This window comes from Aminobacter sp. BA135, from assembly GCF_050859125.1.
GTDB classification, from domain to species: Bacteria; Pseudomonadota; Alphaproteobacteria; order Rhizobiales; family Rhizobiaceae; genus Aminobacter; species Aminobacter ciceronei.
The window spans coordinates 5,582,673-5,597,413 of record NZ_CP139572.1 but is presented as its reverse complement, the minus strand read 5'-3'; the positions used below and the strand labels follow the sequence as shown (position 1 = coordinate 5,597,413).

9 protein-coding genes are annotated in these 14,741 nt (G+C 65.1%); 8 read left to right on the top strand and 1 reads right to left on the bottom strand.

All coding sequences use genetic code 11. The features are described from left to right. The first annotated feature begins 35 nt into the window (after positions 1-35). Positions 36-2,537 (top strand): ligase-associated DNA damage response DEXH box helicase, encoded by a 2,502-nt coding sequence (locus tag SLT36_RS27105; RefSeq protein WP_432288512.1) that lies wholly within the window; start codon positions 36-38, stop codon positions 2,535-2,537. Beyond that, on the top strand, positions 2,534-3,247 hold the full coding sequence (gene pdeM / locus SLT36_RS27100) for a ligase-associated DNA damage response endonuclease PdeM (protein WP_432285064.1): 714 nt from the start codon (positions 2,534-2,536) through the stop codon (positions 3,245-3,247). The genes SLT36_RS27105 and pdeM overlap by 4 nt, the downstream gene beginning before the upstream one ends. A gap of 255 nt (positions 3,248-3,502) precedes the next feature. On the opposite strand, the gene SLT36_RS27095 is transcribed toward pdeM, so the two are convergent. Continuing rightward, positions 3,503-3,955 (bottom strand): MerR family transcriptional regulator, encoded by a 453-nt coding sequence (locus SLT36_RS27095; protein ID WP_067967102.1) that lies wholly within the window; start codon positions 3,953-3,955, stop codon positions 3,503-3,505. A gap of 441 nt (positions 3,956-4,396) precedes the next feature. On the opposite strand from SLT36_RS27095, the gene SLT36_RS27090 reads away from it, so the two are divergent. The 6 genes from SLT36_RS27090 to SLT36_RS27065 all read left to right on the top strand — a co-directional run bounded on the left by SLT36_RS27090 (position 4,397) and on the right by SLT36_RS27065 (position 14,739). Further along, positions 4,397-8,131 (top strand): peptidoglycan-binding protein, encoded by a 3,735-nt coding sequence (locus SLT36_RS27090; RefSeq protein WP_432285063.1) that lies wholly within the window; start codon positions 4,397-4,399, stop codon positions 8,129-8,131. A gap of 176 nt (positions 8,132-8,307) precedes the next feature. After that, positions 8,308-9,234 (top strand): sulfite exporter TauE/SafE family protein, encoded by a 927-nt coding sequence (locus SLT36_RS27085; RefSeq protein WP_067963116.1) that lies wholly within the window; start codon positions 8,308-8,310, stop codon positions 9,232-9,234. Next, entirely contained in the window at positions 9,234-10,016 is a 783-nt protein-coding gene (locus SLT36_RS27080; RefSeq protein WP_263007408.1) for a TIGR02186 family protein, read from the top strand. The genes SLT36_RS27085 and SLT36_RS27080 overlap by 1 nt, the downstream gene beginning before the upstream one ends. Before the next feature lie 450 nt (positions 10,017-10,466). Continuing rightward, positions 10,467-12,263 carry an acyl-CoA dehydrogenase gene (locus SLT36_RS27075; RefSeq protein ID WP_432285062.1) on the top strand — a complete coding sequence of 599 codons (1,797 nt, stop codon included), beginning with the start codon at positions 10,467-10,469 and terminating at the stop codon, positions 12,261-12,263. 63 nt (positions 12,264-12,326) lie between these two features. Next, positions 12,327-13,499, top strand: a complete 1,173-nt coding sequence (locus tag SLT36_RS27070; RefSeq protein ID WP_432285061.1) for an acyl-CoA dehydrogenase family protein — start codon at positions 12,327-12,329, stop codon at positions 13,497-13,499. A 31-nt stretch (positions 13,500-13,530) separates the two neighbouring features. Continuing rightward, on the top strand, positions 13,531-14,739 hold the full coding sequence (locus SLT36_RS27065; protein ID WP_067965446.1) for an acetyl-CoA C-acetyltransferase: 1,209 nt from the start codon (positions 13,531-13,533) through the stop codon (positions 14,737-14,739). Positions 14,740-14,741 lie beyond the last annotated feature (2 nt).

The window sequence follows — 14,741 nt, the reverse complement described above, 5'->3', positions numbered from 1 at the left end:
GCCAAGCGGGACTGGAGCCGAATTCGACTGCCGCGATGCTGCCGGAGCCATTCCTGCGATGGTTCGCCGAGCGCGGCTGGTCGCCGCGTGCCCACCAGCTCGACCTGCTCACCAGTGCCCAGCAGGGCAATTCGGCGCTGCTGATCGCCCCCACCGGTGCCGGCAAGACGCTCGCCGGTTTCCTGCCTGCGCTGACCGATCTGGCGATCCGGCCGAAGAGGCGTCCCGGCGAGCCGCAACGCGGCGTGCATACACTGTACATTTCACCGCTCAAGGCGCTTGCCGTCGACATCGAGCGCAATCTCGGCAAGCCTGTTGACGAGATGAACCTGCCGATCACGATGGAGACGCGCACCGGCGACACGCCGCAGCACAAGCGCACGCGCCAGAAGCTGTCACCGCCGGACATATTGCTGACGACGCCCGAGCAACTGGCGTTGCTGATCGCATCGCCCGACGCAGACCGCTTCTTCAACGGGCTGCGCTACATCGTGCTCGACGAACTGCATTCGCTGGTCACCTCCAAGCGCGGGCACCTCTTGTCGCTCGGGCTGGCGCGGCTCAGGGCCTACGTGCCCGACCTGCAGGCGATCGGGCTGTCGGCGACGGTGGCCGAGCCGGACGAGCTCCGGCGCTGGCTGGTCAGGCAGAATCCGGCAGGCGAGATGGCCGACCTCATCACCGTGTCGGGCGGGGCCAGGCCAGAGATCACGATCCTCGATTCCGAGGAGCGTGTACCGTGGTCGGGGCATTCGGCGCGATATGCCATTCCCGAAGTCTATGACGCGATCCGCCGGCGCCGGACGACGCTTCTGTTCGTCAACACCCGCAGCCAGGCGGAGCTGTTGTTCCAGGAGTTGTGGCGCGTCAACGACGACAATCTGCCGATCGCCCTCCATCACGGCTCGCTCGACGTCGGCCAGCGCCGCAAGGTCGAGAAGGCGATGGCCGACAATGTGTTGCGTGCTGTCGTTGCCACCTCGACGCTCGATCTGGGCATCGACTGGGGTGACGTCGATCTCGTCGTCCATGTCGGCGCACCCAAGGGCGCGAGCCGGCTTGCCCAGCGCATCGGCCGCGCCAACCACCGGATGGACGAGCCGAGCCGGGCGATCCTGGTGCCGGCCAACCGCTTCGAGGTGCTGGAGTGCCGGGCCGCACTCGAGGCCAATTATCTCGGCGCGCAGGACACCCCGCCGCTGATCGACGGCGCGCTCGACGTGCTTGCCCAGCATGTGCTGGGCTGCGCCTGTGGCGCGCCCTTCGTCGCAGACGAGCTTTACGCCGAGGTAACAGGTGCTGCTCCCTATGCCGGGCTAGACCGCGACAGTTTCGACCGCGTCGTCGATTTCGTCGCCACCGGCGGCTACGCGCTGCGCAGCTACGAGCGCTACGCCCGCATCCGCAAGACCAAGGATGGTAAGTGGCGGGTGTCCAATCCGCGCATTGCCCAGCAATACAGGCTGAATGTCGGCACCATCATCGAAGCGCCGATGCTGAACGTCCGTTACACCAGGGCCAAGGGCAAGGTCGGCGCGGGCACGGCAGCAGCACTGAGCCTGCGCGGCGGGCCGGTGCTCGGCAAGATCGAGGAGTATTTCGTCGAGACACTTTCGGTGGGCGACATGTTCATGTTCGCCGGCAAGGTGCTGCGCTTCGAGGGCATCCGCGAAAATGAGTGTTATGTCTCGACGGGCGGTGCCGGCAACGTTCTGGTGCCGTCTTATGCCGGTGGCAAGTTTCCGCTGTCGACGTATCTCGCCGACCAGGTGCGCGGCATGCTGGCCGACCCAGCGCGCTGGAAGGCGCTGCCTGAGCAGGTCGCAGACTGGCTGCGCATCCAGCAGGAGAAGTCGGTGCTGCCGCGCAAGGAGGACCTTCTGATCGAGACTTTTCCACGCGGCGAGCGCTTCTACATGGTGGCCTATCCCTTCGAGGGGCGATTGGCGCACCAGACGCTCGGTATGCTTCTGACCCGCCGGCTGGAGCGCATGGGCGCGCGGCCGCTGGGCTTTGTCGCCACCGACTATTCGCTGGCCGTCTGGGCGCTGGGTGATCTGGGGGCGATGTTCAGGGCGAAAAAACCGTCGCTGGGCGAACTGTTCGACGAGGATATGCTGGGCGACGACCTCGAGGCCTGGTTGGCCGACAGCTGGCTGCTCAAGCGCACCTTCCGCAACTGTGCCGTCATCGCCGGGCTGATCGAGAAGCGGTTTCCCGGCCAGGAAAAGAGCGGCCGGCAGGTGACTGTTTCGGCCGACCTCATTTACGACGTCTTGCGCAGCCATGAGCCCGACCACATTCTGCTCAAGGCGACGCGGGCGGACGCTGCCAGTGGGCTGCTCGATGTCAGGAGGCTTGCCGAGATGCTCTCGCGCATCCGCGGCCGAATCGTGCACAAGATGCTCGACCAGATTTCGCCGCTGGCGGTGCCGGTGATGCTTGAGATCGGCAAGGAGCCGGTCAATGGCGAGGCGCACGACTCCCTGCTTCTGGAGGCGGCGGATCTGATCGATGAGGCGATGGGAAGCGCATGAACATAGCCGCGCGCGAACTGACCAGGGCAGGCTGCGAGACGATCGCGGTCGCTGGCGTGCGCGCCGCCTGCGACTGGCGCGGCGTGGTGTATTTCCCTGAGCTCGACCTGCTCGTCGTCTCCGACCTGCATCTGGAGAAGGGCTCTTCGCACGCCCGCCGCGGCCGGCTGATCCCACCCTATGACACGGCAGCGACGCTTCAACGCCTGGCCGAAGTGGTCGAGGACTACCAGCCGAGCACAATCGTCAGCCTCGGGGACAGTTTCCACGACGGCGAAGGCGCGGCGCGCCTGCCCGAACCATTCCGTGACAGCCTGATGGCGATGATGGCCGGGCGGAGCTGGTTCTGGATCGCTGGCAACCACGACCCGGATGCGCCCGACGATCTGCCGGGCGAAACGGTCGAGGAACTGGCGGTCGCAGGCCTGGTGTTCCGCCACGAGCCGTCGAAGGGCCATGCCGAGGGCGAGGTCGCCGGCCACCTGCACCCTTGCGCCCGCATCGTCCAGCGCGGCCGCTCGGTCCGTCGCCGCTGCTTCGCCAGCGACGGCATGCGCCTCATCATGCCCGCCTTCGGCGCCTTCACCGGCTCGCTCAACGTGCTCGACCGGGCCTATCGCGGCATGTTCCGGGAAGGGGCGCCGACGGCTTACATGATCGGGACGAGCCGGGTCTATCCGATTGCAGGGTCGCTGCTCAGGCCGGGTTGATGTCGTTTTGACTGCTCGGCAGTCGCTCCTTTCCGTTCTCCACGTCTTGCCAGTGGCGGTGTAGGCTCACCGTAAGTTCTGCGCTTCAAGACAGCCATCGCGGAGGGGGGCAACAGGGTGTCCGACGCCCGCGTCGAGGACTGCGGACATATCAGGCACGCAAGCATCGGAAGAGACGGCACGCGGCCCTCAAACGCGAAACGACCCGGCACGGTCTCCCGCGCCGGGTCGTTTCGTCAACACGCAGTCGCCTTGTTAGCTGGCAGCACTTGCCTGCACGGCGGTGCGCTCAGCCAGAAGCTGGCGGACGACGGCCATGTGGTTGTTCAGTTCGCCGATCGCCTCATCGAGCAGCTGGCGCTGCTTCTGCAGGCGGCCGAGCTGCTTGTCCGACTTGTCGAGCGTCAGGCGCAACTGCTTGGCGTTGGTGCCGGTCGGATCGTAGAGGTCGATCATCTGCTTGACGTCGCGCAGCGAGAAGCCGACCTTCCTGCCGAGCAGGATAAGCTTCAGCCGGGCGCGGTCGCGGCGGGTGTAGAGGCGCGTCGCACCTTCGCGCTTGGGGTTGAGCAACCCCTTGTCTTCGTAAAAGCGCAAAGTACGGAGCGTTACGCCATACTTCTTTGCCATTTCGCCGATGCGGACATAGTCCTCGCCGGAGAGATTGTTTTCATTGGCCGCAACATCGGCGACCGATACAAGTTTCATCATCTACTCTGCTATCCCCAATTGCGAGCAATGGCGGCAGGGCCGGCCGGTGCTCTGATGGAAGCCGGAGGGGGCAAGGCTTCCGATCGTGGTTTCTACGTAAATGCTACCAAAAGACGGCGATCTGCACACGTCTTACGTTTACGTAAATGCTATAACGATCTGGCCTACCCTACGCAAGGGAAATCTGGGCGAACCGACCGCCAAGGCGGGAACACAACGTCGCACTTTCTTAAGCTTGGTTAAGAGCTTGTTTACCACGTTGAGGGAAATGTAGCCGTGTCGGTTTCCCCCGTGGTCATCATGTACCGAATTGTTCACGGTTTCGGAAGGCGGCGAAATGCCCGAGGAGCCAAAACCCGCGGCAAATCGCAGCCTCCGTCCCGGCAAGGCTTGAGACTTCTGGTTCCGGCACCAGCACTCTGACCAACGGGCGATTCGATGAACAGCAAGCGGTCCTATCTCGATTCCCTCAATGACGGCAGGCAGCGCCGCCCGCTTGCCTCGCTCGACGAGCTCAATCGCTCGCTCGAAAATCTCGAGGCTCGGCTTGAGCGCCAGCGCAACGAGCAGCGCGATGCGCCTGCCGAACCGTATCGCGCGCCACAGCGCCAGGCGCCGCCTGCCGGCTACACGCCGCGCGGCGAATATGGCCGCACAGCACCCTATGAGCGCCCCTACCAGGCGATCGCCCGCGACATCGACCGCGCCCGCGGCCAGGAAGATGGCGTTGCCGCCGTCGGCAAGATCGCCGGCGAGCTCCGTGCCCTGCGCGAAGAGATGCGCCACCAGATGAGCACCGGGCTGCAGCGCGAATTCGACCTCCTGCGCAAGGACATCGACCGCGCCAGCCAGTCCGGCGCCGTCGGTTCGCAGGCCGTCGAGCTGGGCCTCGAGCTGGAGCGCCTTTCCGGCGCTATCCACACGCTCGCCGAACGCAGCGACGACAAAAGCGTCAACACGCTGCGCCTCGAACTCGAGCAGGTCCGCCGCTCGCTCGGCGAACTGGCGCGCGAGGAGACCGTGCTTTCGGTCGACCGCCGCTGGGACGAGTTCGACCGCCGCTGGGACGCATTCGCCGACCGCATGTCGGAAGATGCTCGCCAGCGTCCCGAAGATCCGGCGCTTGCTGCCCTTGCCGGCCGCCTCGAACAGATCAACGACGCCGTCAACAATCTGCCCGAATCGCTGTCGCTGCTGTCGATCGAGGACAAGGTCCGCACGCTTGCGGGGGCGGTCGAGCAGTTCGTGCGCCAGCGCGACAGCCATGGCGACGAGATGTTCAGCCTGATCGACGAGCGCCTCGACGAAATCTCGCGCGCCATCGTCGCCTCGACGGTCGCCGCCCAGACGCCGCACTTCAACCCCGAGCCATTCGAGCGGATCGAGGTGCGCATTGCGGCCCTTGCCCATCAGATCGAAGAGATCACCGCGGAGCAGCCGACCGCCGAGATCATCGACCGCCTCAACACACTGTCCGAGCGTGTCGACGACATCGCGCAGCGCAGCGACATCCCCGAGCAGGCTGTCGAGCGCCTGACGCGGCAGATCTCGCTGATCGCCGACAAGATCGAGCGCACGCCCGCCGCACCTGACGCCGGCCTGATCTTCCAGGGCATCGAACAGCGCTTCGACGCCCTGGCCGACGTGTTCGAGCGCCGCCAGGGCGATGCCTTCGAACATGGCAACACATTGTTCCGTGACCTCGAGCGTCGCCTCGAAGACCTGGGCGAGCGCCTCGATCGCCAGTCGGCACAGCCCGCCGCCGATCATTCCGGGATCATGGAAGCGATCGATGCGCGCTTCACCGCCTTCGCCCAGCGCCTCGAGACCAATCGCCCCGACCCGGCGAATGAACTCGCCATGCGCGGCCTCGAAGCCCGGCTCGACGACATCTCCAACCGCCTGGAGATCTCGGCGGCACAGGTGGCGAGTATCGACCCCGACCTGATCCGCGGTCTCGAAGCCCAGGTCAGCGAGCTGTCGAACCATCTGGCGCGGCCTGGCTCGCCGCTGCCCGAGTTCGCCGACGTCCGTCCGCGCCTCGAGGAAATCGAGCGCGCGATTTCTGGCAATCATCACGCGCTGGTCGAGGCAGCCCGCCAGGCCGCCGAGGACGCGGTGCGTTCTTTCTCCGGCTCGACCACCGAAACCGCCGCGGTGACCGGCCTTGCTCAGGACCTGAAGGCGCTCGAAGCGCTGACCCGCCGTTCCGACGAGCGCAACGGCAAGACCTTCGAAGCGATCCACGACACGCTGCTGAAGATCGTCGACCGGCTTGGCTCGATCGAGACCAGCGAAGCGCCGGCGCCTGTCGAAGCCCCGCCCGCATCCGTCGCAGAACTGCTGTCGACCACCATGCTGTCGCCGGCGCCGAAGCTTTCACTCAGCGAAACGCCGTCGCTGCAGCCGGAAGCGCCGGCACCGCTGCCCGAGGCTAATCACACGTTCGGTCGTCGCGCCAGCGACAGGCCCGACGACGATCGCCCAGCGCGCAGCCCGGCCCAGGCCGCCGCCGAAGCCGCTGCGGCAGTTGCAGCCCTTGACGGTGTCCGCACCGAAAAGAAGGAGCAGAAGCCGGCCAGAACTTCGATGCTGAGTGGCCTCGCCCGCGCTTTCACCATCAAGAAGGCCAAGCCGCAGCCGCCGGTCGTCGAAGCTGCCGAACCCGTCGTCGAGGCACCGGCGCCCGGCATGGCGCTCGACGCGCCGCTCGATCCCAAGATCGCCAACCGTCCGCTGGAACCAGGTTCGGGCGCGCCCGACCTCAACGCCATCATGCGCCGCGTCCGCGACGAACGTGGCGACACGGTGCGCCCCAACGAGCCCGACGCCTCGAAGTCCGACTTCATTGCCGCCGCTCGCCGTGCCGCTCAGGCCGCGGCCGCTGAGGCCGATGCGGCCAAGCGCAGTTCCGACCTCAAGGGCCCGGTGCGCGCGCTGCGGATCGGCGACCTGATCAAGTCGCGGCGCAAGTCGGTGCTGATGGCCGTCGGCGCCGTGATGCTGGCGCTCGCCGGCATGCAGCTCGGCAAGGCCTTCATCAGCGACCCGATCGAGACGGCAGGCGTCACCGTCGCTCCGGCGGCATCGCAACCGGTCCAGACGGCAGCCGTGGTGCCGGCAAAGCCGGTTGTGACAGCCGCTGCGCCTGTCCGCAATGTCGACAAGCCGGAGACGGCGAGCGCGACTGTCGCCGAGCCCGAGCAGATCGCCGACGTGTCGGTCGACCAATTGCCCGCCGCTGCCGCGCTCGACAAGACCAGCACCCAGTCGATCCCGGCACAGCCTGTAACCACCGAGACCATCAAGCCCTCCGTCACCCCGGCCGCCTTCATGCCCGAGGCCGTCGGACCGGAGGCGTTGCGCCAGGCAGCGAACGCCGGCGACGCCAAGGCGCTGTACGAGATGGGCTCGCGTTATGCCGAGGCCCGCGGCGCCAATGCCGACATGAAGGCGGCATCGCAGTGGTATGAAAAGGCCGCCGAACTCGGCTTCGCGCCGGCGCAGTACCGCATCGGCAACATGTACGAGAAGGGCACCGGCGTCGAACGCGATGCCATCAAGGCCAAGACCTGGTATCAGCTCGCCGCTGCCCAGGGCAACGCCAGCGCCATGCACAATCTGGCGGTGCTGTTTGCCATGGGTGCCGACGGTACTGTCGACAACGACTCGGCCAATCGCTGGTTCACCAGTGCCGCCGAACTCGGCATCAAGGACAGCCAGTTCAATCTCGGCATCCTTGCTGCCAAGGGCGTCGGCATGAAGCAGAACCTCGAAGAATCCTATAAGTGGTTCGCCATTGTCGCCAAAGAGGGTGATAAGGATGCCGCCGCCAAGCGCGACGAGATCGCCAAGGCGCTCAGCCCCGAGCAGCTCAAGCGCGCCGAGGAGACGACGGCACTGTGGCAGCCCAAGCAGCTCGACGCAGCCGCCAATTCGGTCGACGTGCCGGCTGCCTGGCAGGATGCACCGGCCGCCAACATCGACATGAAGCGGGCGGTACAGAACGTCCAGGCGATCCTCAACAAAAATGGCTACGAGGCCGGCAAGCCCGACGGCATGATGGGTCAGAAGACCAAGGACGCGATCATGGCCTTCCAGAAGGACAATGCGCTGGCGCCCACCGGAACTGTCGACGAGCCGCTGGTCGAGGCGCTCCTGGCGCGCAAATAATTAGCCACAGCTGATATCAGGTGACCCGCCTTTACCGGCGGGTTAACTGATTGAGTTATTTTTCGTTTTGTGTCCGGTGAAGTTTGACTTCGCCGCAATGTCGGCGCAAGTACCCGGTAGCCAACAAGCTCCCAGGGATGGGCGTCGGCAACAATTCGATTTGCAGAGTCTGGCGGGTGGGCATTTATCTCCCGATTGCTGAGATGTCGGTCAATGTGTTCGTGCTCCTGGCGATGGGTGCGGCGGTCGGCTTCCTGTCTGGTATGTTCGGGGTCGGCGGCGGCTTCCTGATCACGCCGCTTCTGATCTTCTACAACATCCCGCCCGCCATCGCTGTCGCCACCGGCGCCAACCAGGTCATCGCCTCGTCCTTCTCCGGCGCGCTCGCCCATCTCAAGCGCGGCACGCTCGACTTCAAGCTCGGCACGGTGCTTTTGATCGGCGGTATCGCCGGCTCGGCGGCCGGCGGCTTCGTCTTTGCGCTGCTGCGCGCCATCGGCCAGCTCGACCTGTTCATCTCGCTGCTCTACGTCGTCTTCCTGGGCACCGTCGGCGGGCTGATGCTGATCGAAAGCGTCAATGCGCTGCGCCTGACCAAGGGCGGCGTGCCGCCGGCACTGAAGAAGTCGGGCCAGCACAACTGGATCCACCGCCTGCCCTTCAAGATGCGCTTCCGCACCTCGAAGCTGTTCGTCTCGGTCATCCCGGTGCTCGGCATCGGCGCCGGCATCGGCTTCCTCTCCGCCATCATGGGCGTCGGCGGCGGCTTCATCATGGTGCCGGCGCTGATCTACCTGCTCAAGGTGCCGACCAATGTCGTCGTCGGCACCTCGCTGTTCCAGATCGTCGTCGTCTCGGCCTTCACCACCTTGGTGCACTCCTCGACCAACCAGACCGTCGACATCATCCTGGCGCTGGTCCTGATGGTCGGCGGCGTCGCCGGTGCCCAATATGGCGCCAAGGCCGGCCAGAAGCTGCGCGGCGAACAGCTGCGCGCGCTCTTGGCACTGCTGGTGCTGGCGGTCGCCTTGCGCCTCGGCTTCGACCTGTTCGTCAAGCCGCAGAACCTCTATTCGCTGACCGGCGTGAGCGGGCTTCTGTGATGCGGGTCGCGGCATGTCTCGCAGCCCTGATGCTCGCGTCAGCCCTTCCGGCCCGCGCCCAAGAGCCGGCGCATCCCGAAAGCATCCAGATCGGGCTCTCGACCGACCGTGTCGCCATCACCGCCGACTTCGCCGGCGCCGACCTCACCATCTTCGGGGCGCTCGAAAACGCCGACCCGCTGATCAACCGCCAGGGCCGCTACGACGTCTATGTGGTGCTCGAGGGTCCGGCGCGGCCGGTGGTGGTGCGGCGCAAGAGCCGCGTGCTCGGCATGTGGATCAACACCCAGTCCGAGACCTTCGTCAACGTGCCGATGTCCTATTCGGTGGCGACCACCCGCCAGCCGCAGGACATCACCGATCCCAACAACTACCGCCAGCTCTCACTGGGCGCCAACAACATCTACATGGAGCCCGAGGACAAGCGCGACAGCCCGCTGACCATCCAGGAGTTCACCGAGGCGCTGCGCGAGCGTAAGCTGGCGACCGGGCTCTACTCCGACAATATCGGCGGCGTGCAGTTCCTGTCGCAGAGCCTGTTTCGCGCCACGCTGCACCTTGCCCCCAACGTGCCGGTCGGCACCCACAAGGCGCGTGCGTTCCTGTTTCGCAACGGCATCTTCATCAAGGAAACCTCGGCCCAGCTCGCCATCGTTAAGTCGGGCTTCGAGCAGACCATCTTTCGCTTCGCCACCGACCACGGCTTCGGCTACGGCCTGTTTGCCATCGGGCTGGCCATGCTCACCGGCTGGCTCGGCAGGATCATCTTCAGGAAGGACTGAAGGGGAGGGTCGCAGGCTTGGTGGTGATGATTGCCGAGCGCCCCGAGTGTCGAATTGGAGAGGCCGCTCGCGGCAAGCCAGGACCACCCGCGACGCCCCCGTCCTTCGTCATCCTAGGGCGAAGCAGGAGCGCAGCGGTGAGGAGCGGTCCGCGAAGCGGGCGAAAAGCCAACTGCTTGGCTTTTCGAGTGACGAACGCCCGAAGCGACAGGGCCGCGTAGACCCGAGGGATCCTGCCGTGACATCGAAGAAGTCACATCCGGCTCCGCCTGCCGGAGCGGCGACGGCCTCCCAACAACATCAAAACACACCGAAATTTCCTCCGAATTGCGGATTCACAAAAATTGACGTTTACGCAAACGTCAATTTTTGCTAATCGCGGTTCGACAAGCGGTTCCCCGTCGCATACCGTCTGGCCGGAACCGGCTCACATTTGCTGGAGGAAGAGCAATGCCGACATTTCGCGCGCCGGTCCAAGACACACTTTTCGTGCTCAATGACGTGCTCGGCTACGAGCGCTACAGCAACCTTGCCGGCTTCTCCGACGCCAGCCCGGACGTGCTGGAGGCGATCCTCGCAGAGGGCGCCAAGCTCGCCGAAAACGTCATGCATCCGCTCAACCGCGTTGGCGACATGGAGGGCTGCGTCCGCAACGACGATGGCTCGGTGACGACGCCCAAGGGCTTCAAGGAAGCCTTTGACCAGTATCGCGAGGGCGGCTGGATGGGTCTGGCCGTACCAGTCGAGCACGGCGGGCAGGGCCTTCCCTACACCGTTCATTCGGCTGTCGGCGAATACATGTCGGCCGCCAACATGGCGCTGATGATGTATCCCGGCCTGACGCAAGGCGCGATGGCCGCGATCCTCGTCCATGGTTCGGACGAGCAGAAGGCGACCTGGCTGCCGAAGATGGTCGAGGGCATCTGGACCGGCACCATGAACCTGACCGAGCCGCATTGCGGCACCGATCTCGGCCTGCTCCGCTCCAAGGCCGTGCCGAATGGCGACGGCTCATATCGGATCTCCGGCCAGAAGATCTTCATCTCGGCCGGCGAGCACGACATGTCCGAGAACATCATCCATCTCGTGCTGGCCCGCATCGAGGGCGCGCCGGAAGGCGTGAAGGGCATCTCGCTGTTCATCGTGCCGAAGTTCAAGCTCGACGCTTCGGGCAACCCCGGCGCGCGCAACGCCGTCTCTTGCGGCTCGATCGAGGAGAAGATGGGCATCCATGGCAACTCGACCTGCGTCATGAATTATGACGAGGCCGAGGGTTTCCTGATCGGCGAGGCCAATGGCGGCCTGAAGGCGATGTTCACGATGATGAACGAGGCCCGTCTCGGCGTCGGCCTGCAGGGCCTGGCGGTTTCCGAGATCGCCTACCAGAACGCCGTCGCCTATGCCAAGGACCGCATCCAGGGCCGCTCGCTGACCGGGCCGAAGGCGCCTGACAAGAAGGCCGATCCGATCATCGTCCACCCCGACATCCGCCGCAAGCTGATGACCATGAAGGCCTTCAACGAGGCCGGCCGTGCGCTGGTGCTGTGGACCGCCATCAATTCCGACGTCGCCCATCGCTCAGAGGACGGCGCCGAACGTCAGGCAGCCGACGACCACATGGGCCTGATGACCCCGATCGTGAAGGGTGTGCTGACCGACAAGGGCTTCGAGCATGCGGTGATGGCCCAGCAGGTCTTTGGCGGCCACGGCTACATCGAAGAGCACGGCATGAGCCAATTCGTGCGCGATGCCCGCATCGCCATGATCTATGAGGGCGCCAACGGCGTGCAGGCGCTCGACCTCGTCGGCCGCAAGCTCGGCCTCAATGGCGGCCGCGCCGTGCAGGCCTTCTTCAAGGAGGTCGGCGAGTTCTGCGAGGCCAATCGCGGTGACGAGCAGATGGCGCCCTACACCAAGGCGCTGAAGAAGGGCCTTAACGACCTGCAGGCAGCGACCATGTGGCTGGTGCAGAACGGCATGGCCAATCCGGACAATGCCGGTGCCGCCTCGACCGACTATATGCATCTCTTCGGCCTCGTCGCGCTTGGCTACATGTGGGGTCGGATGGTCAAGTCGGCGCAGGACAAGCTGGCAACAGGCGCCAATGGTTCGGCAGCCTTCTACGAGACCAAGCTGGTAACCGGCCGCTACTTCATGGAGCGCGTCATGCCCGAGACCTCGGCGCATCTCGCGCGCCTGTCGACCGGTTCGGCGACGATGATGGCGCTCTCCGCGGAGGCATTCTGATCAGAGACCTGGCGGCCGTTCGCGGCCGCCTCGCAATTGCGGCGTCGAAACGCGGAGGAGATCGTGGCGACAATTCCTGCAGATGTTCTGGGGCTCCCGAAGCCCGCCTGGGCCGCGGACGACGTGGCGATGCTCTACGACATGGCACATCGCTTCATGTCGGAAGAGATCCTGCCGCATTATGACGGCTACGAGAAGAACGAGATCGTCGACCGTGCCGCCTGGGAAAAGGCCGGTGCTGCCGGCCTGCTCTGCGCCTCGATGCCCGAGGAATATGGCGGTTCGGGCGGCACCTTCGCCCATGAGAGCGCGATCATCGAGGCGATCGGCCATGTCGGCGTCGACGGTTTCGGCATCGCCCTGCACAATGCCATCGTCGCCCCCTATATCCTTCACTATGGCTCGGAAGAGCAGAAGAAGAAGTGGCTGCCCAAGATGGCGACCGGCGAGTTGATCGGCGCCATCGCCATGACCGAGCCGGGTGCCGGTTCCGACCTGCAGGGTGTGAAGACGCGCGCCGAGAAGGACGGCAACCAGTACCGGATCAACGGCTCCAAAACCTTCATCACCAACGGCCAACTGGCGAACCTGGTCATCGTCGTGACCAAGACCGACCCGTCCAAGGGCGCCAAGGGCACCTCGCTGATCGTCGTCGAGACCGATGAAGTCGAGGGTTTCGAGCGCGGCCGCAACCTCGACAAGATCGGGCTCAAGGCCAATGACACTTCCGAGTTGTTCTTCAATGAAGTGCGCGTGCCGACCTCCAACCTGCTCGGGCAGGAAGAGGGCCAGGGTTTCGTCCAGCTCATGCAGCAGCTGCCGCAGGAGCGGCTGGAGATCGGCACCGGCGCGATCGCCATGATTGAGCGCGCGCTGGCCGTGACCATCGACTACGTCAAGGACCGCAAGGCCTTCGGCAAGGCGATCCTGGATTTCCAGAACACCCAGTTCAAGCTGGCCGAACTCAAGACCGAGGCGACCATCGGCAGGGTTTTCTACAACGACTGCGTCGCCCGTCACATTTCCGGCGGGCTCGATCCGGTAACTGCCTCGATGGCCAAGTATTGGCTGTCGGACCTGCAGTGCAAGATCGTCGACGAGTGCCTGCAATTGTTCGGCGGCTATGGTTATATGAACGAATACCCGATCGCCCGCATGTATCGCGACGCCCGCGTGCAGCGCATCTATGGCGGCACGAACGAGATCATGAAGTTGCTGATCGCGCGCTCGCTCTGAGCAGCCGATCCGGAAACCAAGGAGCAAGAAAATGGCTGACGCTTTTGTCTATGACGCCGTGCGCACGCCGCGCGGCAAGGGCAAGAAGGATGGATCGCTGCATGAGGTTCCGGCGGTGCGCCTCGGCGCCAAGGTGCTGGAAGCGCTGCGCGACCGCAACGGCTTCGACACGGCAGAAGTCGACGACATCATCTTCGGCTGCGTCGATCCGGTCGGCGAAGCCGGTTCGGTGATCCCGCGTTCGGCGGCCTTCGAGGCCGGCTACGACAACAAGGCGCCGGGCATGCAGATCTCGCGCTTCTGCGCCTCCGGCCTCGACGCCATCAACTTCGGCGCTGCGAAGATCGCGCAGGGCGCCGACGAGATCGTGATCGCCGGCGGCGTGGAATCGATGTCGCGCGTCGGCATGGGCATGTCGGGCGGCGCCTGGTTCATGGATCCCTCGGTCGGCATGCCGGCCTGGTTCATGCCGCAAGGTGTGTCGGCCGATTTGATCGCCACCAAATATGGTTTCTCGCGCGACGACGTCGACGCCTATGCCGTCGAAAGCCAGAAGCGCGCCGCCAAGGCCTGGGAGAAGGGCTACTTCAAGAAGTCGGTGGTTCCGGTGAAGGACCAGAACGGCCTCACCATCCTCGCCCATGACGAGCACATGCGCCCGACCACCGACATGCAGTCGCTCGGCCAGCTGCAGCCTTCCTTCGTCATCCCCGGCGAGATGGGCGGCTTCGACGCGGTCGCCGTGCAGCGTTATCCCGAGCTCGAAGAGGTCAACCACGTCCACCATGCCGGCAATTCGTCCGGCATCGTCGACGGTGCGGCGGCCGTCCTGCTCGGCTCTAAGAAGGCCGGCAAAACGATGGGCCTCAAGCCGCGCGCCCGCATTCGCGCCTTCTCCAACATCGGCTCCGAGCCGGCGATGATGCTGACCGGTCCGGTCGACGTCACCGAGAAGCTGCTCAAGCGCGCCAAGATGAAGATCTCCGACATCGACCTGTTCGAGCTCAACGAGGCCTTCGCCTCGGTGGTGCTGCGCTACATGCAGGCCTTCGAGATCCCCCACGACAGGATCAACGTCAATGGCGGCGCGATCGCCATGGGACACCCGTTGGGCGCCACCGGGGCGATGATCTTCGGCACCGTGCTCGACGAACTGGAGCGCCGGGACCTCAACACCGCGCTGGTGACGTTGTGCATCGGCGCCGGCATGGGCACCGCAACGATCATCGAACGCGTTTGATT

What these genes read in the sequence shown, in the direction of transcription:
- SLT36_RS27105 (WP_432288512.1), top strand. Translation starts at nt 36, where the DNA reads ATGCTGCCGGAGCCATTCCTGCGATGGTTCGCCGAGCGCGGCTGGTCG.
- pdeM (WP_432285064.1), top strand. Translation starts at nt 2,534, where the DNA reads ATGAACATAGCCGCGCGCGAACTGACCAGGGCAGGCTGCGAGACGATC.
- SLT36_RS27095 (WP_067967102.1), bottom strand. Translation starts at nt 3,955, where the DNA reads ATGAAACTTGTATCGGTCGCCGATGTTGCGGCCAATGAAAACAATCTC.
- SLT36_RS27090 (WP_432285063.1), top strand. Translation starts at nt 4,397, where the DNA reads ATGAACAGCAAGCGGTCCTATCTCGATTCCCTCAATGACGGCAGGCAG.
- SLT36_RS27080 (WP_263007408.1), top strand. Translation starts at nt 9,234, where the DNA reads ATGCGGGTCGCGGCATGTCTCGCAGCCCTGATGCTCGCGTCAGCCCTT.
- SLT36_RS27075 (WP_432285062.1), top strand. Translation starts at nt 10,467, where the DNA reads ATGCCGACATTTCGCGCGCCGGTCCAAGACACACTTTTCGTGCTCAAT.
- SLT36_RS27065 (WP_067965446.1), top strand. Translation starts at nt 13,531, where the DNA reads ATGGCTGACGCTTTTGTCTATGACGCCGTGCGCACGCCGCGCGGCAAG.